Raw genomic sequence first — 25853 nt, 5'->3', positions numbered from 1 at the left:
ATAACATTTATTCGTCTATCTTTATAAAAAAAAAGCTCATTTGGGCAGGAATGAATAATAGCATTTTATTTATGCTTATTATTTGTCCGACCTATAGATAAGCATTTATTTTTAGGCGAGTTTTAGGTAAAATTACGCGCTTAAATTTAGCTTTGAAGGCACAAAAATGGCGAAGAATGCCCAATTTTATATTCTAAAAGAGCAAACAGCTGAACAATTGGCTTGTGATTTAGCCGCCCAATCTTGGCGTTTGGGGCGGAAAGTGCTGATTGCTTGTGAAACCGAGCAGCAAGCATTGGATATTGATGAAGCCTTATGGGCGCGTGAACCCGATGAATTTGTTCCACACAATCTTTCCGGTGAAGCGACGCAATATGCGGCGCCCATTGAAATTAGCTGGAAAGGTAAACGAAATGCGCAACGGCGGGATTTGTTAATCAATCTGCAACAGGATGTACCTGAGTTTAGCAATAGTTTCACGCAATTGATTGACTTTGTGCCACAGCAGGAAGAACAAAAAGCACAGGCGAGAGAGCGTTATAAGATGCTACGTCAACAAGGTTGGCAACTTTCAACTGAAAATCAGTAAATTACATATAATCTCACATTGGAGTCTCAAATGAATTTTAAAAACACAATTAGCATTATCTCTTTTAGTGCTGTTTTGTTATTGGCCGGTTGCGATAATAATGAAAAAACTCCAGCTAAAAATGAAAATGCTGCACCTACGGTAGCTTCAGTGACGGAAACTGCATCTCAACAACAGGAAGAAACCTCAAAACAAGAGGCAAAAACACAAGCAGAACAAACCTCGCTAACCGCAAATAAGATGGAACAACAATCAGAAGCACCTCAGGTAGAAAATAAGAGCATTAAAGCAGCCTTAGCCACGCCAGCTGAAGCCGTTGAAAAAAATGCTGAAGCAACTAAAGAACAAAAGGCAGCATCTTCAACAACCTCAGCCCTTTCAAATAAAAGCCAAAGTAAAACTAAAAAACGTAGTGCCTATTATCAGCAACAACTCGCCTTACTAACAGAAGTTGAAAAACAATACGAGCAAATTCGCTGTACTGAAGATTATGCTAAATTAGGTGAATATAGTTTTTGCCGCCAAGAAGAACGTCGCTTATTTTTAGAAATGCAACGTTTACGCGATGATTTACGTGTAAATGAATAAGCCAATGAACGACATCACCTTTTATCAACGCTTCGAAACCGATATTCTCGCTGGGCGTAAAACGATTACCATTCGGGATAAATCCGAAAGCCATTTTAAAGCAGGTGATATTTTGCGAGTGGGGCGGTTTGAAGATAATCAATATTTCTGCACGATTGAAGTGTTAAGTGTGTCGCCGATTACTCTTGATGAACTGACGGATCAGCAGGCGAAGCAGGAGAATATGGGGTTAGTAGAATTGCGAGAACTGATTAAAGTAATTTATCCGAATGAGAGTCTATTTTATGTAATCAAATTTAATTTGGCATGATGAAAGGATATGTTATGAATAAAATTGAATCAACAATAAAACAAGTTCTTGATAATGGTGATCTTATTATTAACAAAATAGATAAGAATCAATCAAGGGATTTTTTATGCAAAAAATCCTCTTATGCGGAAACTCTACCTGAGAAAGAAATAAAATCTTTAGCAGAAGGCTCATTAGTTAGATTTATCCCTAATATTACAGAAAAAGGAGCTTTTGCTAATAATATAGAACTTGCTGAGAAACGCTTAGAATCAACTATAAAGAAGATACTAGACAATGGTGATTTTATAATTAATAAAGTTAATGAGAAACAAGAAAATGATTTCTTTTGTAAGAAAGATTCGTATAAACATTCATTATTAGCAGATGAAGTTAACGGATTAAAAGAAGGAGATTCTGTTAGTTTTATTCCTAAATTTGTTAATGATAAATGCTTTGCTAACGAATTAAAATTGATTAAAAAAAACGAGATTAAAGATAATTTTATAAAAGAAGAATTAGACACAAAAATACTAACAGAGGTATTTTTTACTAATTTAGAATCAAGTTTAGAAAAAATTTATAGAGGATCTGATTTCGAAGATTTTACCTTCTTTATATTAAAATCTCTAGGAATTCCAGAGATTTATGCTGTCCCAAGAAATAATTCAGGGGGAAGAGCCGATGGTATATTTAAAGTATCAAGTGTATCAACAAATGGACATAGATTAGAAGTTATTTATGATTGTACTTTAAAACCTACATCTATGTGGGAACAAGAAAAAATGACTCAAATTAATAATTATGAGGCTCAAATAATAAGAAGTTCTACAAATATTAATTATAATTTTGGTTCTACATATAGCGGAAAAATAGTAAAGCAAACTATTTCATTCAATGACAATGCAGATAAACAAATTTGGATCATAACTAAAGGGGAAACGAGACTAATAGAAGATAAACAGTCTCCAGATATTTTAATCAAAGAAATTAGTATTTATGATTTAATGAAGATCATGAAGGAGCGATATTTAGATTCAGCTTTCGTTAAGTCTGATGAAATAGCGGATAATTTAAAAAATTTAGGTTCGAAATTAACAAAATAGAGAAAACAATGACACAAAAATTTGAAATGGCAGACCGTTTTAATCCGTCTGCGGTAGAACAAGCCCTTTATCAACATTGGGAAGAGAGCGGTTATTTTAAACCGTCTGAAAATGAAAATGCGCCGAGCTATTGTATTGCGATTCCGCCGCCGAACGTCACAGGTTCCCTACACATGGGGCATGCTTTCCAACAAACCTTAATGGATACCTTAATCCGTTTTAACCGTATGGAAGGGCATAACACCTTATGGCAAGCGGGAACAGACCACGCGGGTATCGCTACTCAAATGGTGGTTGAGCGTAAAATTGCGGCTGAAGAAGGCAAAACCCGCCACGATTATGGTCGTGAAGCGTTTATCAACAAAATTTGGGATTGGAAAGCCTATTCTGGTGGCACAATTAGCCAACAAATGCGCCGTTTAGGTAACTCAATCGACTGGGAACGTGAGCGTTTTACCATGGATGACGGTTTATCTAACGCGGTAAAAGAAGTGTTTGTGCGTTTGCACGAAGAAGGTTTGATTTACCGTGGCAAACGCTTGGTAAACTGGGATCCAAAACTTCATACCGCGATTTCTGATTTAGAAGTAGAAAACAAAGAGAGCAAAGGTTCTCTTTGGCATTTCCGCTATCCGTTAGCTAACGGTGCAAAAACGGCAGATGGTAAAGATTATTTAGTGGTTGCCACCACGCGTCCGGAAACCATGTTGGGTGATACGGCGGTGGCGGTGCATCCTGAAGATGAACGTTATCAATCTTTAATCGGTAAAACAGTGGTTCTGCCATTGGCTAATCGCGAAATTCCGATTATTGCGGATGAATACGTCGATCGTGAATTCGGTACTGGTGTAGTGAAAATCACTCCAGCGCATGACTTCAACGACTACGAAGTGGGTAAACGTCACAGCTTACCGATGGTTAACGTGTTAACTTTAAATGCAGATATCCGTGATGAAGCGGAAATTATCGGTACTGACGGTAAACCGCTTGCAGGCTATGAAGCGACTATCCCAGCTGATTACCACGGCTTAGAGCGTTTCGCTGCACGTAAGAAAATCGTGGCAGATTTTGAAGCGCTGGGTTTATTAGACGAAATCAAACCGCACGATTTGAAAGTGCCTTATGGTGACCGTGGTGGCGTGCCGATTGAGCCGATGCTAACCGACCAATGGTATGTGAGTGTGAAACCGCTTGCTGATGTGGCGATTAAAGCGGTGGAAGACGGCGAAATCCAATTTGTTCCGAAACAATATGAAAACCTTTACTTCTCTTGGATGCGTGATATTCAAGATTGGTGTATCTCTCGCCAACTTTGGTGGGGACACCGTATTCCTGCGTGGTATGACGCAGAAGGTAATGTGTATGTTGCACGTAACGAAGAAGAAGTGCGGTCAAAATACAGCTTAGATTCTACGGTTGAACTCAAACAAGATGAAGACGTATTAGACACATGGTTCTCATCAGGCTTATGGACGTTCTCTACTTTAGGTTGGCCAGAGCAAACTAAAGAACTCAAAATGTTCCACCCGACAGATGTGTTAATCACTGGCTTTGACATCATCTTCTTCTGGGTTGCGCGTATGATTATGTTCACGATGCACTTCGTGAAAGATGAAAACGGCAAACCGCAAGTACCATTCAAAACCGTGTACGTAACAGGCTTAATCCGTGATGAGCAAGGTCAAAAAATGTCGAAATCGAAAGGTAACGTACTTGACCCAATCGATATGATTGACGGCATTAGCCTTGAAGATTTACTTGAAAAACGCACAGGCAACATGATGCAGCCACAATTAGCAGAAAAAATTGCTAAAGCGACTCGCAAAGAGTTTGCAGAAGGGATTGCGGCTCACGGCACAGACGCATTGCGTTTCACATTAGCTGCGTTGGCTTCAAACGGTCGTGATATCAACTGGGATATGAAACGTTTAGAAGGCTACCGTAACTTCTGTAATAAATTATGGAATGCAAGCCGTTTCGTCTTAACGAATGACAAATTAGATTTAAGCGAAGGTGAGATCGAGTTCTCATTGGCAGATCGTTGGATTCAATCAGAATTCAACCGCACAGTGGAAACTTTCCGTAACTCATTAAGCCAATATCGTTTCGATCTTTGTGCTAACGCAATTTATGAATTTACCTGGAACCAATTCTGCGACTGGTATTTAGAATTGACTAAACCAGTATTTGCAAACGGTAATGCAGCACAAATTCGTGCGGCAAGCCAAACTTTGGTTCATGTGCTAGAAAAATTATTACGTTTAGCACATCCACTGATTCCATTTATTACCGAAGAAATTTGGCAAAAAGTGAAAGGTTTCGTCGGCATTACGGCTGACAGTATTATGTTACAGCCTTTCCCACAGGTGGAAGAAAACGGCTTTGATCCAGAAGCAGAAGCTGAAATTGAGTGGTTAAAAGAAGTGATTGTTGCAGTACGTAATATTCGTGCAGAAAGCAATATCGCACCAAGCAAAGGCTTAGATCTGTTATTCCGTAATTTAAGCGTAGAAAATGCAAAAATTCTCGAAAAACAGACCGCTCTTTTAAAAGCCATGGCGAAGTTAGACAACGTTCAAGTGTTAGCTGCAAACGAAACAGCACCACTTGCGGTAGCAAAACTCGTCGGCAATGCTGAATTGCTCGTGCCAATGGCTGGCTTTATCAATAAAGAAGCAGAGCTTGCCCGTTTAACCAAAGAGATTGAAAAATATCAAAATGAGGTTAAGCGCATCGAAAATAAACTCAGCAATGAAGCTTTCGTGGCTAAAGCACCAGAAGTAGTGATTGCGAAAGAACGCGAAAAACAAGCGGAATACCAATCTGGATTAGAAAAAATCCAAGAGCAGTATAAAGCGATTGAAGCGTTGTAGTTTTAAATAAATATAAACAGCTAATTTATGAAAATAAGTTAGCTGTTTTTTTTAAGATACTTAGAATAGGATGACTGCGAATAAGCGATTGGACAAAAGATCAAATTATTGTTGCGTTATGTCTCTATTTTATTATTTCTTTCAATAAAGTTAATAAGCTTTTCCGTTACTTAAAGAATATGTAGTTTTAATAGAACGAATACCATCAGTATTAGATATGGGGATAGGTAATCTAGGTCATAAGAAAAGTATCAATGATTTACAAAATGCGAGTAAATTAGATAGAGCGAAAATTGAGTTTGCATGATTCAATATTAAGAATATCTTATCAAGCAAGCTTCAGAAAGGCCTTTGGAAAACCTTAGGGGTATCAAATGTACTAGAGGATAATTTTTTTATAGGGGCGAGAGAAAAGAGAAGTTAATATTCTTCTGGAATAATTTATTTTCAAAGGAGCCGGTATAAAAGAAAAACAGGTTAATCTTTTGATTAACTTGTTTTTTTATTTATGGATTGAGACAAGAAATTGTTTGTTAATTAGAATTCTATCTCTATATAGATTAAAGGATTTGTTATTTATATTTGGCCGTTTTTTTGTTGAAAATTCAGTGTATTACATATTATTTAGAACTGGTCTAACCAAACTTTTTTCACAATTAATGTGTTTTTGTAATTTTATTTTTCAATAAATTTGGTATGATTCACACCGGTAACAGAATTTAGTCAACAAATTCTACTTATGGAGAAATGAATTATGAGCGAATTAACTAAAGCATTAACTAACCTGCGCAGTTTGCGTGCGGCTTTGAAAGAATTAACTTTAGAGCATGCTGAAACTGTTTTAGAAAAATTACAAACTTTGGTCGAAGAAAAACGTGCCGCTGAAGCTGAGTTATTGAAAGCGGATGCTGAGCGTCGTGCGAAAGTAGAGAAATATAAAGAACTCATCGAAAAAGAAGGTTTTACAGCCGATGATTTCGCAGCGCTTTTCAATACTTCTGTAAAAGCGAAGAAACCAAGAAAACAACGTGAACCACGCCCTGCACAATATCAATATAAAGATGAGCAAGGTAATGTGAAAACCTGGACCGGCCAAGGCCGTACGCCGCGTGCAATTCAAGCTGCGTTAGCCAAAGGTAAATCCTTATCCTCTTTCAAAATCAAATAATTCTTTTCACTGAGAACCCGTTTTTACGGGTTCTCTTTTTTTATTTATAAATGACTATGCTAGAGAAAAAAATATTACTGACCGATTGTCCCGATGATAAAGGGTTAATCGCTAAAATCACCAACATTTGTTACAAGCACCAATTGAATATTTTGCATAACAATGAGTTTGTGGATTTTGAAACCAAACACTTTTTTATGCGTACTGAATTGGAAGGTATTTTTAATGAAGAAACCTTGCTTGCCGATTTAGCTTATAGCTTACCGGAAGGTACTAATTGCCGTTTGATTGGCAATCACCGCAAGCGTATTGTAATTTTAGTGACTAAAGAAGCTCATTGTTTGGGTGATATTTTGATGAAAAATTATTATGGTGCGTTGGACATGGAAATTGCCGCGGTGATCGGTAACCATGAGGATTTACGCGAATTGGTAGAACGTTTTGATATCCCGTTCCATTGCGTGAGCCACCAAGGTTTAACCCGTGTCGAGCATGATAAATTATTGGCGGACAAAATAGACGAGTATGCGCCGGATCTCATTGTGTTGGCCAAATATATGCGGGTGCTAAATCCGGAGTTCGTTGCCCGTTATCCAAATCGTGTGATCAATATTCACCATTCCTTCTTACCGGCCTTTATCGGTGCGCGTCCATACCAACAGGCTTATGAGCGCGGGGTAAAAATCATCGGTGCAACTGCTCATTTTATTAATAATGAATTGGATCAAGGTCCGATTATTATGCAAAACGTCATTAATGTGGATCATACTTACAGTGCAGATGCCATGATGCGTGCCGGCCGTGATGTGGAAAAAACCGTATTAAGCCGAGCATTGGATTTAGCATTGCACGACAAAATCTTCGTTTATAAAAATAAAACGGTGGTGCTGTAATGGAAAAATTGACTCTCGAGCCTATTCAACAGGTTGTTGGTGAAATTCGCCTGCCAGGCTCCAAAAGTCTATCCAATCGAGCCTTATTATTAGCTGCCTTAGCTCAGGGCGAAACCTTAGTGCGCAACTTACTGGATAGCGATGATATTCGCCATATGCTAAATGCACTACAGGCGCTTGGTGTGCAACTGAGCTTATCGGAAGATAAAACCGAATGCCGAGTTGTTGGTCTGGGCGGAGCGTTTGCGGTGCAGGATGGTCTGAGCCTATTTTTAGGTAATGCCGGTACTGCCATGCGTCCGTTATGTGCGGCGCTTTGCTTGGTGGGTAAAAGTGTCGGTGAAGTGATTCTAACCGGTGAACCGCGAATGAAAGAACGGCCGATTTTGCATTTAGTGGATGCTTTACGCCAAGCCGGTGCGCAAATCCGTTATTTAGAAAATGAAGGTTATCCGCCGTTGGCAATTCGCAATGCCGGTTTGCAGGGAGGAATGGTGGAAATCGATGGTTCAATTTCCTCTCAGTTTTTAACTGCCTTATTAATGGCTGCACCGCTTGCCGAAGGCGATATGGAAATTCGTATTAAAGGTGAATTAGTTTCCAAACCTTATATCGATATTACCTTGGCGATGATGAAGGATTTTGGGATTATCGTTGAAAATCGGGATTACCAATGCTTCCTGGTCAAAGGTCGTCAAACCTATCGTTCCCCAGGGAATTATTTGGTGGAAGGCGATGCGTCTTCGGCCTCTTATTTCTTGGCTGCTGCGGCGATTAAAGGCAAGGTGAAAGTCAGCGGAATTGGTAAAAATTCTATCCAAGGCGATCGTTTATTTGCCGATGTGTTGGCTAAAATGGGCGCAAAAATTACTTGGGGTGAGGATTTTATTTTGGCAGAACAAGGAGAATTGCAGGGCATTGATATGGATATGAACCATATTCCCGATGCAGCAATGACCATTGCGACAACCGCTCTTTTTGCCAAAGGTGAAACCGTGATCCGCAATATTTACAACTGGCGGGTGAAGGAAACCGATCGCTTGAGTGCGATGGCTACCGAATTACGCAAAGTCGGCGCGGAAGTGGAAGAAGGCGAGGATTTTATCCGCATTCAACCGCCACAACAATTCTTGCCGGCAGAGATTGCGACCTACAACGACCATCGCATGGCGATGTGTTTTGCGTTAGTGGCATTGTCTGATACGGCGGTCACAATTTTAGATCCGCAGTGTACGGCTAAAACCTTTCCAACCTTCTTTAGCGAGTTTGAAAAACTTAGCCAACCCTAAATAGCATAAAAAACGGTCAAATTTGACCGTTTTTTTCTTTTTTAAAGCAATGCTAATAAAATCAATGAGTTAGATGCTGTTTTCGCAAAAACGCTGAAGAAAGAGAGGGCGTTTGAATTTCCTCAACGGACAGCCAAACGCCTATTTTGATTATTTAGTAGCGGCTTTCATATTTCGTACGAATTCGCCAAGCTCATTTAGGCATTGGGCATGATTATCTAAATTACGCTCAATGATTTTCACGGTGGCCGAACCGGAAATCGCACCGGCAGCGCCCAGTTGTAATGCTTCTTTCACTTGTGCTGGTTGGGCAATGCCGAAACCTTGTAGAATCGGTGGCGCATTGTGGGCTTTTAGTTGTTCCACAAGGCTGTCCAGATTGGCTGCATGGCTTTGATTTTCCGCACTGGTCACGCCGGCACGGGAAACCAAATAGGTATAACCTTGGCTATTTTCTGCAACACCTTGTACTGTTTTGGCATCGGCGTTTGGCGGACAAATAAATACCGGTTGAATGCCATGGCGTTTGGCCGCAGCGACATAATCTTCCTTAGCCAACAGCGGAATATCAGCGACCAATACGGCATCAACCCCGACTTCCGCGCAGCGTTGATAGAAATTATCCAAACCCTTAGCGAAAATTAAATTAGCGCACAGTAATAAGCTGATTGGAATTTCCGGGTATTTTGCGCGTACCTTGGCAAGCAATTGAAAACTGTCTTCCGTGCTATGGCCGGCAGTTAATGCGCGGTTATTGGCCGCCTGAATGACCGGGCCATCTAATAGCGGATCGGAAAACGGAAAGCCAAGTTCTAAGGCATCTGCACCGTTTTCAACTAAGGTGCAAATAATTTCAAAGGAACGATCAAAGGTTGGATCGCAAAGGGTCACGAAAGGGACAAATGCGCCTTCTTTTTTGGCTGCAAGTTCGGCAAATTTAATTTCAAAGCGGCTCATTATTGCATTCCTTTTTCTTTCAAAACTTTATCCACGGTGAAAATATCTTTGTCACCGCGACCGGAGAGGTTTACCACCAGAATTTGTTCCTTATTCGGCTCTTGATGGATCATTTTTAAGGCATGCGCCAAGGCATGGGAACTTTCCAACGCCGGAATAATCCCCTCGTGTTTAGCCAATTGTTGGAACGCATCTAGCGCTTCATCATCGGTGATGCTTGGGTATTCTGCCCGTCCAATGCTTTTGAGATACGCATGTTGTGGTCCCACGGAAGGGAAGTCTAAGCCGGCGGAGATAGAGTAGGATTCTTCCACTTGGCCGTCTTCCGTTTGCATTAACGGAGATTTCATACCGAAATAAATACCCACTTTGGCATGGCCTAATGGTGCGCCATGTTCTCCACTTTCAATACCATGGCCGGCCGGTTCGATACCGATTAGACGTACATTCGGTTCATCAATAAAGTCATTAAACATCCCGATTGCGTTGGAACCACCACCAACCGCGGCAATGACCGCATCCGGCAAACGACCTTCTTTTTCAAGAATTTGGCGTTTGGTTTCTTCACCGATCATTTTTTGGAATTCGCGCACGATGGTTGGGAATGGGTGCGGACCGGCTGCTGTACCGAGCAGATAATGGGTGTTTTCATAGTTGGCTGACCAATCGCGCATAGCTTCACAACAGGCATCTTTCAAGGAACAAGAACCTTTTTGTACCGGAACCACTTCGGCACCCATTAAACGCATACGGAAAACGTTTGGCGATTGACGTTCTACATCCTTCGCCCCCATGTACACACGGCAAGGCATATCCAACATCGCACAGGCTAAGGCAGTTGCCACACCGTGTTGACCGGCGCCGGTTTCTGCGATGATACGGGTTTTACCCATGCGTTTGGCCAGTAGAATTTGGCCTAATACTTGGTTGGTTTTATGCGCGCCACCATGCAATAAATCTTCGCGTTTTAGGTAGATCTTCGCCTTAGTGCCTTTGGTGAGGTTGCGGCAAAGTGTCAAAGCAGTTGGCCGGCCGGCATAGTTTTTCAACAGATCCTGAAATTCCTGCTGGAATGCCGGATCATCTTTGGCTTCAACAAAGGCTTTCTCCAACTGCTGCAGGACGGGAATCAGAATTTCCGGCACATACATACCGCCAAATTCACCGAAATACGGATTTAAGAGGGTGTCTGACATATAGTATTTCCTTGTTTATTTTGGATCTTTAAACACATTGAGCGGCGCAAAACTTTGTGCCGTCGGCATCACTTCAATGCGGTTAATATTGACGTGTTCCGGCTGTTGGTTGAGCCATAACACGATATTAGCAATATCTTGTGGCGTGACGTATTGCACATCTTGGTAAAGGCTCGCGGCACGTTCGTTATCGCCTTTAAAGCGCACATTGGAAAACTCCGTACCGCCACACAGGCCGGGTTCTACATTCGTTACGCGAATATTCGTGCCCGCCAAGTCAGCCCGTAAGTTGAGGCTAAATTGTTCTACAAAGGCTTTGGTTGCACCATACACATTACCGCCCGGGTAAGGATAGGTGCCGGCAATAGAGCCGATATTAATAATATGGCCGCGTTTACGTGCCACCATTTCCGGCAGAATTAAGCGGGTCATGGTGACCAATCCCTTAATATTGGTATCGATCATTTGCTCCCAATCGGCCAAACTGGCTTTATAGGCGGTTTCCAAGCCCAACGCCAAGCCGGCATTGTTCACTAATAAATCAATCTGTTGCCAAGTAATAGGCATGGATTGAAAGGCTTCTTTACAGGCATCACGAAGTGAAATATCAAAGGCTAAGGGATAAAACGCCGTGCCTAATTCTTCTTTTAAACTTTCCAAACGTTCGATGCGACGTCCCGTACCAATTACGCGATAACCCGCGTTTACCAGCGTACGACAAATTGCTGCACCAAATCCGGAAGTTGCTCCGGTAACCATTGCTGTTTGAACCATAGAAATTTTACTCCTTATAATCGACACAACTTTTATGCCGTGTCCCTTTTTGGTTTTTATTTAAATTTTGCTCGCCATACTACTACACTAGTACAAAAAAATATAGAGGAATTCTGGGGTTTTTTGCATCAGGTCTTCGCCCAAAGGGCGACTTCTTTCTTTTGCTTGCTCAAAAGAAAGCAAAGGCAAGAGCCTCGGGTAAATCGCTTAACCGCGCTTGATTTCAATTTTCTTCACAGAAATTTTCAAACTAATAGTAAACGGTTCAAACAAGCGAAAATTTCCTAAAAATTGAAAGTCGCCTGACGATTTACAAGGGAGTCATTGATTTTCTTAGCTTATTCAAAAATATGTCACATTTATTTTGGTTTTTTATTCAATGCTAATAAAATCAATTGGTTACGTGTGTTTTTGAAAGAAATTATAAAAATCGAGAGGGCGTTTTAATGTCACGTTTTACTCGCTGTTCTTCTTTTTGCCTACTTTTGAGTAAGCAAAAGAAAGAAGGTCGCTAGGCGAAATCCAATATAGAAAACATCCCATCATATTGAAATAAAACCAATACTAACGATATGAAATTTTAAATAAAAAATCCCACCTTACCATTTGACACATTCCCCCCTTCTCCCTATTATCCCCGCACTAATTTGCACACCATTAACGGAACAAAACCCATGAGAAATCCCGCCGAATTACTGAAAAAATCCCTCGCTGAACGCATCCTTATTTTAGATGGTGCGATGGGAACGATGATCCAAAAATACAAACTCACCGAGGCTGATTTTAGAGGCGAACGTTTCAAAGACAGTACGGTGGATTTGCGTGGGAATAATGATTTGCTTACCTTAACCCAGCCGTTGTTGATTTCTGCGATTCATGAGAAATATTTGGCAGCGGGCGCGGATATTATTGAAACTAACACTTTCAGTTCCACCACCATTGCACAAGCAGATTATGATTTACAATCCATTGCCTATGAACTGAATTTTGCAGGGGCAAAATTAGCGCGTCTGGCTGCCGACAAATACAGCACACCGGAAAAACCTCGCTTTGTCGCAGGCGTGTTAGGGCCAACCAACCGTACAGCCTCTATTTCCCCTGATGTAAACGATCCGGGTTTTCGTAACATTACCTTTATGGAATTAGTGGATGCCTATGCTGAAGCGACCAAAGGTTTAATCGAAGGTGGTGCGGATTTGATTATGATCGAAACCATTTTCGACACGTTAAACGCAAAAGCCGCTATTTTCGCGATTGAAACCGTGTTTGAAGAATTAGGTGTGGAATTGCCGATTATGATTTCCGGCACCATTACCGATGCTTCCGGCCGTACGCTTTCTGGGCAAACCACCGAAGCATTCTACAACTCGCTTCGTCACGCTAAACCGCTAACTTTCGGTTTGAACTGTGCGCTAGGTCCGAAAGAACTCCGCCAATATGTTGAACAACTGTCTAAAATCAGCGAAACCTATGTTTCTGTGCACCCGAATGCCGGCTTGCCAAATGCCTTTGGTGGCTACGATTTAGGGGCTGAAGAAATGGCGGCACACCTTAAAGAATGGGCTGAAAGTGGCTTTGTGAACATTGTCGGCGGTTGTTGTGGTACAACGCCTGAACATATCAAAGCCTTTGCGGATGCAATGCAAGGTATTGCACCGCGTAAATTGCCAGAAATTAAAACCGCGATGCGTTTATCGGGCTTAGAGCCTCTTAATATTGATGATGAAAGCCTATTTGTGAACGTGGGTGAACGCAATAACGTGACAGGTTCGGCGAAATTCAAACGCTTAATTAAAGAAGACAAATTTGCCGAAGCCATTGAAATTGCCATCGACCAAGTGGAAAACGGCGCGCAAGTGATCGATGTCAATATGGACGAAGCCTTGCTAGACGGCAAAAAATGCATGACTCGTTTCCTCAATATTATGGCAACCGAGCCGGATGCTGCCAAAGTGCCGGTGATGATCGACTCGTCTAAATGGGAAGTGATTGAGGCAGGTTTGCAGTCGGTGCAAGGTAAACCGATTGTGAACTCAATCTCATTAAAAGAAGGCGAAGAAATCTTTATCGACCACGCTAAACAGGTGCGTAAATATGGTGCAGCTGTGGTAGTCATGGCGTTTGACGAAGTAGGTCAAGCCGATACCGAAGATCGCAAAGTGGAAATTTGTAGCCGCGCTTATGACATTTTGGTGAACCAAGTCGGATTCCCACCAGAAGACATTATTTTCGACCCGAATATTTTTGCCATCGGTACGGGGATTGAAGAACACAACAACTACGGCGTGGATTTCATCAACGCTACAGGCCGTATTAAACGAGCGCTACCGCATGCGAAAATCTCAGGCGGGGTGTCGAATGTCTCTTTCTCATTCCGTGGTAACAACGTGATGCGTGAAGCCATTCACGCCGTCTTCCTCTATCACGCCATCAAACAAGGCATGGATATGGGGATTGTGAATGCGGGGCAGCTCGCAATTTATGACGATCTCGATCCTGAATTGCGTGAAATTGTAGAAGATGCGGTGTTAAATCGCAGCCCGGATGCCACCGAAAAACTACTCGATATTGCGGAAAAATATCGTAATCAAGGCACTACGCAAGAAGATAATACCATCGCAGAATGGCGCACTTGGCCGGTGGAGGAACGTTTAAAACACGCCCTTGTGAAAGGGATTACGACGCACATCGTAGAAGATACGGAAGAAGCCCGTCAGCAATTGCCAAGCCCATTAGATGTGATTGAAGGGCCACTTATGGCGGGAATGGATGTGGTCGGCGATTTATTCGGTGACGGTAAAATGTTCCTGCCACAAGTGGTGAAATCTGCGCGCGTGATGAAACAATCCGTGGCGTACTTAGAGCCGTTTATTAACGCAACCAAACAAAAAGGTTCAAGCAACGGTAAAGTGGTGATTGCGACCGTGAAAGGCGATGTGCACGACATCGGTAAAAACATTGTGAGCGTGGTCTTGCAATGTAATAACTTTGAAGTGATTGATTTAGGCGTGATGGTGCCGGCGGACAAAATCATTCAAACCGCCATTGATGAAAAAGCCGATATTATTGGCTTGAGTGGCTTAATTACGCCATCCCTCGATGAAATGGAATATTTCCTTGGTGAAATGACTCGCCTTGGTTTGAACTTGCCGGTGTTGATTGGCGGAGCTACTACTTCCAAAGAACATACAGCAATTAAGCTTTATCCAAAATACAAAGAACACGGCGTATTTTACACTTCCAACGCCTCCCGTGCGGTGACGGTCTGTGCAACCTTAATGAATCCGGAAAGTCGCGTAGAATTGTGGGAACGTTTTAAACAGGATTACGAGAAAATCCAACAATCCTTTGCCAATCGCAAACCGCTACGCAAACAACTGAGCATTGAAGAAGCACGTGCGAACCGCTTTGATGGCTTTAGTGGTGAATGGGCAGATTACGTGCCACCGAAACCAAACCAAACCGGTATTGTGGAATTTAAAAATGTACCGATTGCCACTCTGCGTAAATTTATCGACTGGTCACCATTCTTCCGCATTTGGGGCTTGATGGGCGGCTATCCGGATGCCTTTGATTATCCAGAAGGTGGCGAAGAAGCACGCAAAGTGTGGAACGATGCGCAAGTGGTCTTAGATGAATTAGAGCAAAACCACAAACTCAACCCAAGCGGTATTTTAGGCATCTTCCCTGCGGAACGTGTGGGCGATGATGTGGTGCTTTTTGCTGATGAAGAACGCTCTCAACCAATCGGCACCGCTTACGGTTTACGTCAACAAACGGAACGCGGCAAAAACAGCAAAAGTCCGTTTAACTTTGCCTTAAGCGACTTTATTGCCGATCGCAAAAGCGGTAAAAAAGACTGGATGGGGATGTTTGCCGTCTGTGCGGGTATTGAAGAAATGGATCTAGTGGAAGGCTATAAAGCAGCGGGTGATGACTATAACGCTATCTTGCTACAAGCTGTGGGCGATCGCTTAGCGGAAGCCATGGCGGAATACTTGCACTTTGAGCTTCGTACCCGCATTTGGGGCTACACGCAAGAAGAATTCGACAATCAAGGTTTAATCAATGAAAACTATGTCGGCATCCGCCCGGCACCGGGTTATCCAAGCTGCCCGGAACACACGGAAAAAGCCTTGATTTGGGATTTATTGGAAGTCGAACAACGCATCGGCATGAAACTCACCGAAAGCTACGCCATGTGGCCGGCAGCTTCCGTCTGCGGTTGGTACTTCACCCACCCTGCAAGTAACTATTTCACTTTAGGTCGCATTGACGAAGACCAAGCTCAAGATTATGCCAAACGTAAAGGCTGGGATGAGAGAGAGATGATGAAATGGTTGGGTGTGGCGATGAAGTGAAATTATTTTTTAAATATTTAATTCATTATTCTATAAATAAAATTGAAGGAAATAATAAATGAAAGCTTTTTTATCACATAGCAGTAAGCAAAAAACATATGTAGAACAAGTTGCTAAAATATTAGGTAAAGATAATATTGCTTATGATGCATGGACTTTTGAAGAGGGAGGGAAAACCTTAGATGAAATTTATAAAGGAATTGAGAAGTCAGGCATATTTGTTTTCTTTATTTCTATAGATGCATTAAATAGTGATTGGGTTAAAAGAGAGTTACTTATTGCTAAAAAATTTGTTAATGAACATGAAAGTGTATATTTCAAACCTATAATTATCGACGATAATATTGATTATAAACATGAAAAAATCCCTAATTGGATGAGGACTTATAATATTAAATACATAATCAATCCCGGAAGATCTGCATTTCTAATAAAGAATGAACTTTTCAGCTTATCTCTTGAGAAAAAACCTCGTCTAAAAAAAGAAGAGCAACTATTTATTGGCAGAAATGAAGAAAAAAAACGTTTTGAAGAGCTTTATGGAGATATTAAACCGAGCACTCTTATAGTGAGTGGACTCCCTAAGGTAGGAAAGCAGAAATTCATAAAGAAAATGCTTAAAGACTATAATATTATTGAAGAACACTATAAGCCTATAATATTAAATTTTGACAGAAGAGACTCAATTGAGGATTTAATTAGTAGATTACATAGCTTAGGATATTCAAAAAATGAATCTTTATTTGAGAATACAAACCTTATCGACACTCCCATGAGTACTAAGATTAATATTTGCCGAGATTTAATATATGAATTACGTAGTTGTGGGGAAATGCTATTTATACTAGATAATCAATTTATTTTTAAAAATAATGGAGAGGCATCAAACTGGTTTATTGAATTAATAAAAGGAATAAAAAATAAAGATAACGAAATTGTATTTTGTGTCACATCAACTACTAAATTTATAAATAGATCTAAATTTTTCAACAACAATGAAATTCTTTACTTATCATTAAATGAATTTAATAAGATAGATAGAAAAAATTATTTTGAGAGACTACTTAATATTTATGATATTTCTTTATCAAAAAAAGATTTTGACGATTTGCTAGATATTTTCTCAGGTATGCCTGAACAAATTAGATTTTCAATAAATCTACTTTTAAGTAAAGACCTTACTATAACTCAATGTATTGAAAATGTTATTGCTTATAACAAAAATAGTTCTCAGTTATTAATTTCTGAATATGAAAATAATACTCTAGCTATGCAATTATTAAAATTGCTATCGATGGGAGAATTTTTTAGCTATTCTTTAATCTATACATTGTTTGAAGATAAGCAAGATGAGGTAAAAAAACTACTTGACTCATTTTTAAACAATTTTATTCTTGAAGTAGTCGGAGATGATATAAACTTTATAAAACTTACTGATTCAATAAGAGATTATATAGAACGTAAAGGATATTCTCTAAATGAGAAAATAATGTCTAAAATCAAATCTCAAGCAAAAGAAATCCTAAATAATGAAGAGTCTATTTTTGATTATTCTGAAGTTGGTTTTTATGCTAAAGAGGCTCTAAAACTAGATATTGAGATGCCTAGAAAAAATATAATCCCATCTTTCTATCTTAATGCCATGAGAGAACTTTATAATCAAGAGAAAAGATATTCTATAGTTGTCAAGTTAGCCAATAAAATATTAGAATATAAAAATAATATCGATTCTAAATTTATAGATGAAGTTATCTACTGGTGTTGTTTATCATTAGCTCGTCAAAGAGATAAAGAGGTTTTAAATCGAGTACAGGGTATTAACGGTATTGAACATGATTTTATTCTTGGGTTCTATTATAGAATGGTAGGGAAGTATAATAAAGCTCTAGAAAGATTAAAATCTGTTTTAAGTAAAGATATTAATCATTTTAGAGCTAAAAGAGAACTGGTTCAGGTTTACTTAAATATAGAAGAATATGATTTAGCATATAATTATGCAAAACAGAGCTATGAATTAGATTCATTAAACCCTTACAATATACAAGGGTATCTGAGATGTGTTATTAAAAAGAAGAATATTGATAACAAAGATTTATTAATTAATAAACTACTGGATTCTTTAAAAAATAATTCACATAAAAAAGCAGATGAAATGTATCTAACATCAAAGGCTCAATATATTTATTATATTAAAGAAAATTATGAAGAAGCTATTGATGAGATAGATGAAGCAATTATAAAGTATCGTAATAGTATATATCCTATTTTAGTAAAGCTAGAAATTATTACAAATCAGGAAAATATTAATTATGAAATGCTAAATGATACAATAAATGAAATTAACGAAAGTTTTTCTAAAGATAGTGATGTTTTTAAGAAGATTATGTACATATACAGCAAAATATTAGTTATATTAAATTACGATTTAGATAAGGTAAAAGCAGAAGATTATTTTAATAGAGAAAAATTTGGACTTCCCGATAGTGTTATAGAGAAGATTCAAAAATTATTCTAATATAATGTTGCCTTTCCATTATGGCACCTTGGTGGCGCAAGCGTCCTCGCTTGTGCCTATCAATTAAAAGTGTGGTCAAAAAATCCAAAGAATTTTGAATATTAGATCTGCCAACGGTTATGGATAAAATTCGCAATGTTTTCCTTAAGTAGCACCAGCGTAGACGTTGGCGCTATCTTTCTTTATTTGCACAATCTGTTGACGCACACTTCCTAGCGTGTGCCTAATTTCACTAAAAAAACACCTGAAAACTACCGCACTTTGACAGATAACCAACAGCCTCCCTTGCACAATCCCCAATTTCCGCTATCATACCGCGCTTTGTTTAACCTTTACTCGGAAACTCGTATGCATAAATTAAAGAATCTCGTACTTGCCGTGGCGTTGGTGAGTTTGTTTGCTTGTACCACTTCTACGCCAACGAAAAAAGTGGTGAAGGGGCGTTTTTTGAAGGAGCAGATTAGCCAAGCGGAATTGAATAATCCGCAAAACTACAAACGCTATTCCTATGTTTGCCGCAATCATGAGACCGGTGGCCGTTCGCATTTGTCGTCATATTTCCCGCTGTCTCGTGAGAGCCGTTTGCAAGACAATTTCGGTATCTATTTCCAATTGGATGGCGGTAAGGCCGAACCTTTTGATCATATTGAAAATCGCACTTTAAATGCCCGTGGCAATCGTTTTGAAGTGATTTATCGTTCCTATAACCCGATTAATGGCAGCTATGTGGATTTGATCGCCCGTCAAAGTGGCTCGATCTACTATAAGGATTATCAAGGCATGAAAAGCCCTTGGTTGGAGTGCCACGAAGGGTAGTGAAGACCTTTGAGGGCAAATCATCTGCGTTAATCCATGGCAGTAAACGCCCCCTCGAAAATAAAAGTTTTTCCTAAAATTGAATGTAACTCATTGATTTTATTCGGGTAGTCTGAAAAATGAAAAAACGGCCGGGATTTTGCAATCCGGGCCGTTTTTTATTGAGCGGAAGCGCTTAAATCACTTCTTCTTCGCAGAACGGGCAGTCCATTAAATGTTCTTGATTGTTGTGAATAATGTAATGGCCCATTTTTTGTGCTTTGGTATCGAGGTATTTGGTGTTGTAGCGGTTTTCCCCCACATTGAGTGGCACGCGTTCCACCACATTGATGCCGGCCTGTTTCATGGTTTCCACTTTTTGCGGATTGTTGGTCATCAAACGTACTTCTTGCACTCCGAGCAACTCAAACATATCGGCACACACACTAAAATTGCGCTCATCGGCCTTAAATCCCAAGGCTAAATTAGCTTCGATAGTATCCAAGCCTTGATCCTGCAAGGAATAGGCACGGATTTTGTTGATTAAGCCGATACCCCGACCTTCCTCACGATGATACAACAACACACCGCGGCCTTCTTTGCTGATTTGTTGCAGGGCGGCGGCCAATTGGAAACCGCAGTCACATTTTAGGCTGTGCAAGGCATCGCCGGTAAGACATTCGGAATGGATGCGCGCCAACACCGGCTTGCCATCGGTGATATCGCCCATCACCAGGGCAACATGTTCTTTTTTGCTGTCGGGAAATTCAAAACCGACGATTTTAAAAAGGCCGAATTGGGTCGGTAAATTTGCTTCGGTGACCCGTTCAATCTTGCTCATTATAAGTTCCTATGCTTTCAAATGAATTCTGCTAAAATATGCGCCTTCTTTTCTCTTTATCAAGGGGCGACAATGTTCAAAAGGCTGTCATTATATACGTTATTACTTTGTCTTGTACCGATTTTTATCTGGGCGTTTGGTTATCATTGGCACGGCAATGCCGGCTTGGCCGATTGGGATTATTGGCTGTATTGCCTCACGCAAAGTGGTACTGCGCCCTATGCGTTGGTGACCTGTGCGGTATTTGCCCTGTGCTTCCGTGTGTTGTTTAAAAACAACCGCCAATGGTTTTGGGGTGTGTTCATTATGGCATTTTCCGTGGTAGGCACGCAGGCCTTAAAAAGCGGAATGAAAGCCCTATTTTCTGAGCCGCGTCCGTTTGTGACCTACTTGGCCGAACAAAGCCCAACCACTACTGATGATTTTTATTTCCACTCGCGCGATGAGCGGGCAGAAATCGTGCAAACTTTCTTTGCCACCCAATCTGATACGCCGGCTTGGTTGCGCAGCCATTATGCTGAGGAAACCGGTTATTCATTCCCATCGGGCCATACCATTTTTGCCGCAACTTGGTTAATGTTGGCAGTCGGCTTTGCGCAATTATTGGGGAATCGCTCATGGCGGGCGAAACTATTGATTGGCGTGATTTTGCTATGGTCAGTCCTAATGCTAGTCAGTCGGGTACGACTTGGTATGCATTATCCGCAGGATTTATTAGCAGCCATTTTAGGCGCTTGGGTAGTCAATAGCCTGATTTTTGTTTTTTTACAAAATAAAGACAGCTTACATAAATTTCAGTAAGCGATAGGGTCTGAGTAAGGAGTGTCTGATGGCAAATGTGCAATTAATTTCCCAATTAACCGACATCGTCGGGAAAAAATATGTGATTACCGATCCCGATAAATCGGAAGCCTATCGTAGCGGCTATCGTTTTGGTTCGGGCAATGCCTTGGCGGTGGTACGCCCCGGCAGCTTATTGGAATTTTGGCAGGTATTAAAAGCCTGTGTAGCAGCCGATGTGATCGTGATCGCGCAGGCGGCCAATACCGGATTAACCGGCGGTTCGACTCCGGATGGTAACGATTATGATCGCGATGTCGTGTTGATCAACGCGATGCGTATTGATGGCATTCAATTGATTAATGATGCGGAACAGGTGGTTTGTCTGCCGGGCTCAACCCTTAATGAATTGGAAAATGCGCTGCGTCCTTATGGTCGGGAACCACACTCGGTGATTGGCTCTTCCTGTATTGGTGCTTCGGTGATCGGCGGGATTTGTAACAATTCGGGCGGTGCCTTGGTGCAACGTGGCCCGGCTTACACAGAAATGGCGCTGTATGCGCAACTCAGCGCGCAAGGTGAATTACAATTGGTGAACCATTTGGGCGTTGAATTGGGCGATACTCCGGAAGAAATTCTGAGCAATCTGCAACATCAACGCTATCAACGCAAGGATATTGCACATAATTGCGGTAAAGGCCATGACCACAGCTATTGCAATCATGTGCGCCAAGTTGATGAAGCCACGCCGGCGCGTTTTAATGCAGATCCGGCGCGCCATTATGAAGCTTCCGGTTGTGCCGGTAAATTGGCGATCTTTGCGGTACGCTTAGATACCTTTGTTGCGGAGAAAAATACGGCGGTATTTTATATCGGCACAAATAGCATTGATGCGCTCAATGATATTCGCCGTCATATGTTGGCTGAATTTAAACAGCTGCCAATTTCCGGGGAATATATTCATCGCGATGCCTTTGATGTTGCGGCCAAATATGGCAAAGATACCTTCTGGGTGATTAAACGTTTCGGGACTCACTGGTTACCCAAATTATTTGCCTTGAAAGCGAAAACTGATCGTTTGGCGAAAAAGGTTGGATTCTTGCCGCATCATTTGAGCGATAAAATTATGCAGGCGATTTCCAAGGTGTTACCGGAACATCTCCCGACCAAATTATGGCAATACCGCGATCAATATGAACATCATTTGATCGTGAAAATGGGCGGAGACGGCGTGCAGGAAGCGCGAGATTATTTATCTGCGTATTTTGCCGATGGTTCACATGGCAGCTACTTTGAATGTAATGCGGAAGAAACCCAAGCGGCGATGTTGCATCGTTTTGCGGTAGCCTCGGCGGCGGTTCGTTATCGTGCGATCCATGAACAGGAAGTAGAAGATATTGTGGCCTTGGATGTGGCTTTACGGCGTAATGATCGGGAATGGTTCGAAAGCCTTCCGCCGCATATCGATAATAAAATTAGCCATAAACTCTATTACGGTCATTTTATGTGTCATGTGTTCCATCAGGATTACATTGTAAAAAAAGGCCATGATTGCCTAGCCTTGGAACATGAAATGCTGGAATTATTGGATAAACGCGGAGCACAATATCCGGCGGAGCATAATGTGGGGCATCTTTATGAGGCCAAACCAACATTGCGTAATTTCTATCAAAAATTGGATCCGACCAATAGCTTTAATCCGGGGCTAGGAAAAACCTCGAAAAAGAAAAATTGGCAATAATCGAGCAAATAAAATAGCGCGGCCTCATAACCGCGCTATTTTTTTCTCATTAATTTATCTAGACATCGTAAGTGCCGACGATTTCCGCTTTGTCTAAAATATGCCCTTGCATGGCAAAATGTAGCTCGTTAAAGCGGAATCCTTGGGCAAGTTCCAGTTTGCAATCCAAGGCATACACGATTAATTCGTAACGGTGCAAACAGTTTGGTGGCGCCATACCGCCGTATTGTGATGCCTCTTCAATGGAGAAACCGCCTAATTTACTGGCCCAGGTGTTGGCACCTTGAACGTAATCGCGCGCATCACGACTTTCGTTTTCAGCAATTTGTGTTCGGGTAAGATTGGCGATCAACCAATGGGTCCAAACAAAACCACTAGCGGTAATTGCATCCTTATCTTCCAACACCACCGCAAAGGATTGAGTACCGGCCGGAGCATCGTGAATTTCAAAAGGGATCGAATAGGTTGGCATGCCGTTTGGGCTGAATTGGCTGCCGCGTTTACCGTATTTATCGGCGAATACGCCGTTTTCGATGGCGGAACTGGTTAAGTACATAGAACCTCCTAATGAGTAACCGAATAAACCTTAAATTGATTGTTTTGCGCTAATACTTCAAAGTGACCAAAATGTTGTGCGAGTAAATCGGCATAGGCTAAATGGCGATTGGCCACTAAGCGTAATTCGCCGCCCGGACGTAAATGCCATTTAGCTTGTGCAATCAATTCATTGACCGCGCGATAGGCGGTATCCAACCCGTCATGGAAAGGCGGATTGGAAATAATCAAATCAAATTTAGCGGAGATTTCCGAAAACACATCACTAGCCAGCACTTCAGCCTGTAAGCCGTTTTCAGCTAAGGTTTTGCGCGTGGAGGCGAGGGCTAACGCATGAATATCGCTCATCCACAGATTGGCTTGTGGCTTTTTCTGTTTGATCGTCGCGCCGATCACTCCTGCACCACAACCAACATCCAAAATATCCCCCTGTGGCAGATGATCCAGCGTTTGCAGTAACAGCGCTGTGCCATCATCCAATGCGGCTGCGCTAAACACGCCGGGTAGGCTACAAACTGTTAAGGTCGGCAATTGATAACGTTGCCAGAAACGGGATTCATCAAAATTCGGGCGTTGTTGCAAGGTGAAATGATAGAGACTGCAACGGCGCGCAGAATCAATTTTGCCAATGTCGCCATAGTCCGCCAATTGTTTTTCGGCACTACGAATGCCGCCTCGATTTTCACCAATAACGAGCACTTCTTGGCCAATAGGCGCTTGAGCCAGCAATTGTTGTAATTGGAAATTTACTTCCGCTTTGTTTTTGCTCCAATAGTACACAATCAAATCAGCATTACCCTGAAATTGCTCGGCAAAGGTCACATTGGCATGCTGGCGGGCATAGTCAAAATAGAAGCTCCACACCTGCAAACTTTTGCAATGGGCACTCAATTGAGCAGGGAAATCATCGTTGATGGCACCGGCCAAGAGGACGGACTTGCCGGCAAAAAGGGAAAAATGGCGGGTTAAAACCTCGCTTGAAGGAGAAATCACGCTTGAATCCTACGGGCTATTGGTTAAAATTACGCGCTATTCTAGCAAAAATCTCTACAATTAATCTCGATAGGATTTACTTTATGAAAAAAATACTCGGTAGCGTTTTAGCGATATCTCTTCTGTCCGGCTGTCAATTAATTGACCAAATACAATCCGGCCAATCACAACAAGTGCCAAGCAAAGTGGAAATCACTCCGGAACAGGCCGCCTTATTCCAAAAATTAGATGAACAATTTTTACGTGTAAAAGGTGCCGGTCAGGAAATTACCTTTAATGGCGAAACCTACGTGAAACAAACCCAAGCCGTGAAAGGCGATTATCCGCGTTTCTTAAGTCTTGCGGCCAGCGTGGATCGCGAAAACCGTAAAGCGGTATTGAGCGATACTTTCTATTTGAATGATGCTTCCATGGAGCCAACACTCACCGCTAAATATTTGGAAAAAAATAAATCTACCTGCGATTTAAAAACCTTAAGCAGCGATGCGCAAACCTATTACGCTTGCGAAAGTAGCAAATTCCAACGTTTTGTGGCTTTAGTGCATAAATCCAAAAATATCGTGTCTTACCGCAGCTTCACCGCATATCAGCAAAAATTAACACCTGAGCAAGAAAAAGCAGTGGTGAAAGCCCTTGTGGACTATCCGTTTGATGCGATTTCCCGTTAAGGAACAATCCATGCAACGACGCGCACTGTTATTACAAGCGATGGGCCTCAGCGAATGGCGCTTAGCCCGTCCGCACACGTTGCAGGGCGCGTTGGAAACGACAGTATCCGAGCAAGTCAAACTAATTGTGGTGAGTCGCCACAATCCACAAAGTGAGCGACTTTTTAGCGATCTGTTAAGAGCGCTCTCACTTACCGAGGCGGAAGTCCTTAGTGTTGATGAGGAGCGAGTGCAACACCTCAAACTCACGCAAGCGACGGATTTTTGGCTGTTGCAAGGCGATGGCCAAACGCCGTCGGAATTACCGCATGCCGCCCGTATTTATCGTTCCCCCGTTTGGGCGGAATTTAAAGCCAGCCCTGCAGCTAAACGGGCATTTTGGCAACAAATCCAACAACTTCCCCAATGATTTCTATTCAAGCAATACACAGTGATGATTTTGATGCGTTATACGCCATCGAAGGTCGCGCGCATTTGGTGCCTTGGTCGCTCGGTACCTTCAAAAATAATCAAGGCGAACGTTATCTCAATTTAAAGCTCTGCCAAGATGAACAACCGCTCGGTTTTGCCATTTGCCAAACCGTGCTGGATGAGGCCACGCTGTTTAATATCGCCATCGATCCCGCGTATCAAGGGCAGGGATTGGGGCGGCAATTATTGCAGACATTAATGGAACGATTAAAAGAGCAGGGAATTAACCAACTTTGGCTGGAAGTACGCGAATCCAATCCAGCACGCTATTTATACGAAAAGCTAGGCTTTAACGAAGTGGATGTACGTAAAAACTATTACCCTTGTCCAGATGGTGGATGGGAAAATGCGTTGGTGATGGCCTGTTATTTAGGCGATTGATGATTGGTTGGGGGTAATGTGACATATAAA

Annotated in this window: 22 protein-coding genes; 16 read left to right on the top strand and 6 right to left on the bottom strand. The window is 41.6% G+C overall.

Annotated features, from left to right (window positions below):
• The first annotated feature begins 166 nt into the window (after nucleotides 1-166).
• The 8 genes from CKV74_RS08890 to aroA all read left to right on the top strand — a co-directional run bounded on the left by CKV74_RS08890 (nucleotide 167) and on the right by aroA (nucleotide 8795).
• Nucleotides 167-589, top strand: a complete 423-nt coding sequence (locus CKV74_RS08890; protein ID WP_007243174.1) for a DNA polymerase III subunit chi — start codon at nucleotides 167-169, stop codon at nucleotides 587-589.
• Nucleotides 590-619: 30 nt separating this feature from the next.
• A complete protein-coding gene (locus CKV74_RS08885) occupies nucleotides 620-1177 on the top strand; it encodes a hypothetical protein (protein ID WP_095177034.1) in 558 nt (185 codons plus the stop codon).
• 4 nt (nucleotides 1178-1181) lie between these two features.
• Nucleotides 1182-1487: a N(4)-acetylcytidine aminohydrolase gene (gene yqfB / locus CKV74_RS08880; protein ID WP_007243140.1), complete on the top strand. Its 306-nt coding sequence runs from the start codon at nucleotides 1182-1184 to the stop codon at nucleotides 1485-1487.
• Nucleotides 1488-1501: 14 nt separating this feature from the next.
• Entirely contained in the window at nucleotides 1502-2572 is a 1071-nt protein-coding gene (locus CKV74_RS08875; RefSeq protein WP_095177033.1) for a hypothetical protein, read from the top strand.
• A gap of 8 nt (nucleotides 2573-2580) precedes the next feature.
• Nucleotides 2581-5445: a valine--tRNA ligase gene (valS, locus tag CKV74_RS08870; protein WP_007243114.1), complete on the top strand. Its 2865-nt coding sequence runs from the start codon at nucleotides 2581-2583 to the stop codon at nucleotides 5443-5445.
• A 754-nt stretch (nucleotides 5446-6199) separates the two neighbouring features.
• The gene (locus CKV74_RS08865) at nucleotides 6200-6613 is read left to right on the top strand and encodes an H-NS family histone-like protein (protein ID WP_007243112.1); all 414 of its coding nucleotides are present in this window, start codon (nucleotides 6200-6202) and stop codon (nucleotides 6611-6613) included.
• 56 nt (nucleotides 6614-6669) lie between these two features.
• Nucleotides 6670-7506, top strand: a complete 837-nt coding sequence (gene purU, locus CKV74_RS08860; RefSeq protein WP_095177153.1) for a formyltetrahydrofolate deformylase — start codon at nucleotides 6670-6672, stop codon at nucleotides 7504-7506.
• On the top strand, nucleotides 7506-8795 hold the full coding sequence (aroA, locus tag CKV74_RS08855; RefSeq protein ID WP_007243138.1) for a 3-phosphoshikimate 1-carboxyvinyltransferase: 1290 nt from the start codon (nucleotides 7506-7508) through the stop codon (nucleotides 8793-8795). Before purU ends, aroA begins: the two co-directional genes overlap by 1 nt.
• Nucleotides 8796-8945: 150 nt before the next feature.
• On the opposite strand, the gene trpA is transcribed toward aroA, so the two are convergent.
• The 3 genes from trpA to CKV74_RS08840 are packed head-to-tail and all read right to left on the bottom strand — an operon-like array spanning nucleotide 8946 to nucleotide 11722.
• A complete protein-coding gene (gene trpA, locus CKV74_RS08850) occupies nucleotides 8946-9752 on the bottom strand; it encodes a tryptophan synthase subunit alpha (RefSeq protein ID WP_007243131.1) in 807 nt (268 codons plus the stop codon).
• Complete coding sequence (gene trpB / locus CKV74_RS08845; RefSeq protein WP_095177032.1) at nucleotides 9752-10948, bottom strand: tryptophan synthase subunit beta; 1197 nt, start codon at nucleotides 10946-10948, stop codon at nucleotides 9752-9754. The genes trpA and trpB overlap by 1 nt, the downstream gene beginning before the upstream one ends.
• Nucleotides 10949-10963: 15 nt before the next feature.
• Nucleotides 10964-11722 carry an SDR family oxidoreductase gene (locus tag CKV74_RS08840; RefSeq protein ID WP_007243183.1) on the bottom strand — a complete coding sequence of 253 codons (759 nt, stop codon included), beginning with the start codon at nucleotides 11720-11722 and terminating at the stop codon, nucleotides 10964-10966.
• Nucleotides 11723-12396: 674 nt separating this feature from the next.
• Here CKV74_RS08840 and metH point away from each other — a divergent pair.
• The 3 genes from metH (at nucleotide 12397) to CKV74_RS08825 (ending at nucleotide 19414) form a co-directional block, all read left to right on the top strand.
• Entirely contained in the window at nucleotides 12397-16083 is a 3687-nt protein-coding gene (metH, locus tag CKV74_RS08835) for a methionine synthase (protein WP_007243179.1), read from the top strand.
• A 58-nt stretch (nucleotides 16084-16141) separates the two neighbouring features.
• A complete protein-coding gene (locus CKV74_RS08830; protein ID WP_095177031.1) occupies nucleotides 16142-18598 on the top strand; it encodes a toll/interleukin-1 receptor domain-containing protein in 2457 nt (818 codons plus the stop codon).
• Between the two features lie 348 nt (nucleotides 18599-18946).
• On the top strand, nucleotides 18947-19414 hold the full coding sequence (locus CKV74_RS08825; protein ID WP_095177030.1) for a hypothetical protein: 468 nt from the start codon (nucleotides 18947-18949) through the stop codon (nucleotides 19412-19414).
• A 175-nt stretch (nucleotides 19415-19589) separates the two neighbouring features.
• On the opposite strand, the gene ribA is transcribed toward CKV74_RS08825, so the two are convergent.
• On the bottom strand, nucleotides 19590-20234 hold the full coding sequence (ribA, locus tag CKV74_RS08820) for a GTP cyclohydrolase II (protein ID WP_007241317.1): 645 nt from the start codon (nucleotides 20232-20234) through the stop codon (nucleotides 19590-19592).
• 72 nt (nucleotides 20235-20306) lie between these two features.
• Here ribA and CKV74_RS08815 point away from each other — a divergent pair, with 72 nt between their 5' ends.
• Both CKV74_RS08815 and dld read left to right on the top strand, forming a co-directional pair.
• Nucleotides 20307-21035 (top strand): phosphatase PAP2 family protein, encoded by a 729-nt coding sequence (locus CKV74_RS08815; protein ID WP_095177029.1) that lies wholly within the window; start codon nucleotides 20307-20309, stop codon nucleotides 21033-21035.
• Between the two features lie 28 nt (nucleotides 21036-21063).
• Complete coding sequence (gene dld / locus CKV74_RS08810; RefSeq protein WP_095177028.1) at nucleotides 21064-22755, top strand: D-lactate dehydrogenase; 1692 nt, start codon at nucleotides 21064-21066, stop codon at nucleotides 22753-22755.
• A gap of 58 nt (nucleotides 22756-22813) precedes the next feature.
• Here the strand turns inward: dld and CKV74_RS08805 are convergent, their stop codons facing one another.
• Entirely contained in the window at nucleotides 22814-23311 is a 498-nt protein-coding gene (locus CKV74_RS08805) for a YbhB/YbcL family Raf kinase inhibitor-like protein (protein WP_007241361.1), read from the bottom strand.
• Between the two features lie 8 nt (nucleotides 23312-23319).
• Nucleotides 23320-24303 carry a 16S rRNA (guanine(1207)-N(2))-methyltransferase RsmC gene (gene rsmC, locus CKV74_RS08800; protein ID WP_039847705.1) on the bottom strand — a complete coding sequence of 328 codons (984 nt, stop codon included), beginning with the start codon at nucleotides 24301-24303 and terminating at the stop codon, nucleotides 23320-23322.
• Nucleotides 24304-24386: 83 nt separating this feature from the next.
• On the opposite strand from rsmC, the gene CKV74_RS08795 reads away from it, so the two are divergent.
• Genes CKV74_RS08795 through rimI form a run of 3 tightly spaced genes read left to right on the top strand, consistent with a single transcriptional unit; the run spans nucleotide 24387 to nucleotide 25823 of the window.
• The gene (locus CKV74_RS08795) at nucleotides 24387-24971 is read left to right on the top strand and encodes a hypothetical protein (protein WP_095177027.1); all 585 of its coding nucleotides are present in this window, start codon (nucleotides 24387-24389) and stop codon (nucleotides 24969-24971) included.
• Nucleotides 24972-24981: 10 nt separating this feature from the next.
• A complete protein-coding gene (locus CKV74_RS08790; protein ID WP_007241335.1) occupies nucleotides 24982-25380 on the top strand; it encodes a DNA polymerase III subunit psi in 399 nt (132 codons plus the stop codon).
• On the top strand, nucleotides 25377-25823 hold the full coding sequence (rimI, locus tag CKV74_RS08785) for a ribosomal protein S18-alanine N-acetyltransferase (RefSeq protein ID WP_007241333.1): 447 nt from the start codon (nucleotides 25377-25379) through the stop codon (nucleotides 25821-25823). Before CKV74_RS08790 ends, rimI begins: the two co-directional genes overlap by 4 nt.
• Nucleotides 25824-25853 lie beyond the last annotated feature (30 nt).

Source organism: Haemophilus pittmaniae, assembly GCF_900186995.1.
GTDB classification, from domain to species: Bacteria; Pseudomonadota; Gammaproteobacteria; order Enterobacterales; family Pasteurellaceae; genus Haemophilus_D; species Haemophilus_D pittmaniae.
This window is presented reverse-complemented; position numbering and strand designations above follow the sequence as displayed.

Bases quoted from the DNA above. Each gene is read 5' to 3' on its own strand.
- CKV74_RS08890 (WP_007243174.1), top strand. From the start codon at position 167: ATGGCGAAGAATGCCCAATTTTATATTCTAAAAGAGCAAACAGCTGAA.
- CKV74_RS08885 (WP_095177034.1), top strand. From the start codon at position 620: ATGAATTTTAAAAACACAATTAGCATTATCTCTTTTAGTGCTGTTTTG.
- yqfB (WP_007243140.1), top strand. From the start codon at position 1,182: ATGAACGACATCACCTTTTATCAACGCTTCGAAACCGATATTCTCGCT.
- CKV74_RS08875 (WP_095177033.1), top strand. From the start codon at position 1,502: ATGAATAAAATTGAATCAACAATAAAACAAGTTCTTGATAATGGTGAT.
- valS (WP_007243114.1), top strand. From the start codon at position 2,581: ATGACACAAAAATTTGAAATGGCAGACCGTTTTAATCCGTCTGCGGTA.
- CKV74_RS08865 (WP_007243112.1), top strand. From the start codon at position 6,200: ATGAGCGAATTAACTAAAGCATTAACTAACCTGCGCAGTTTGCGTGCG.
- purU (WP_095177153.1), top strand. From the start codon at position 6,670: ATGCTAGAGAAAAAAATATTACTGACCGATTGTCCCGATGATAAAGGG.
- aroA (WP_007243138.1), top strand. From the start codon at position 7,506: ATGGAAAAATTGACTCTCGAGCCTATTCAACAGGTTGTTGGTGAAATT.
- trpA (WP_007243131.1), bottom strand. From the start codon at position 9,752: ATGAGCCGCTTTGAAATTAAATTTGCCGAACTTGCAGCCAAAAAAGAA.
- trpB (WP_095177032.1), bottom strand. From the start codon at position 10,948: ATGTCAGACACCCTCTTAAATCCGTATTTCGGTGAATTTGGCGGTATG.
- CKV74_RS08840 (WP_007243183.1), bottom strand. From the start codon at position 11,722: ATGGTTCAAACAGCAATGGTTACCGGAGCAACTTCCGGATTTGGTGCA.
- metH (WP_007243179.1), top strand. From the start codon at position 12,397: ATGAGAAATCCCGCCGAATTACTGAAAAAATCCCTCGCTGAACGCATC.
- CKV74_RS08830 (WP_095177031.1), top strand. From the start codon at position 16,142: ATGAAAGCTTTTTTATCACATAGCAGTAAGCAAAAAACATATGTAGAA.
- CKV74_RS08825 (WP_095177030.1), top strand. From the start codon at position 18,947: ATGCATAAATTAAAGAATCTCGTACTTGCCGTGGCGTTGGTGAGTTTG.
- ribA (WP_007241317.1), bottom strand. From the start codon at position 20,234: ATGAGCAAGATTGAACGGGTCACCGAAGCAAATTTACCGACCCAATTC.
- CKV74_RS08815 (WP_095177029.1), top strand. From the start codon at position 20,307: ATGTTCAAAAGGCTGTCATTATATACGTTATTACTTTGTCTTGTACCG.
- dld (WP_095177028.1), top strand. From the start codon at position 21,064: ATGGCAAATGTGCAATTAATTTCCCAATTAACCGACATCGTCGGGAAA.
- CKV74_RS08805 (WP_007241361.1), bottom strand. From the start codon at position 23,311: ATGTACTTAACCAGTTCCGCCATCGAAAACGGCGTATTCGCCGATAAA.
- CKV74_RS08795 (WP_095177027.1), top strand. From the start codon at position 24,387: ATGAAAAAAATACTCGGTAGCGTTTTAGCGATATCTCTTCTGTCCGGC.
- CKV74_RS08790 (WP_007241335.1), top strand. From the start codon at position 24,982: ATGCAACGACGCGCACTGTTATTACAAGCGATGGGCCTCAGCGAATGG.
- rimI (WP_007241333.1), top strand. From the start codon at position 25,377: ATGATTTCTATTCAAGCAATACACAGTGATGATTTTGATGCGTTATAC.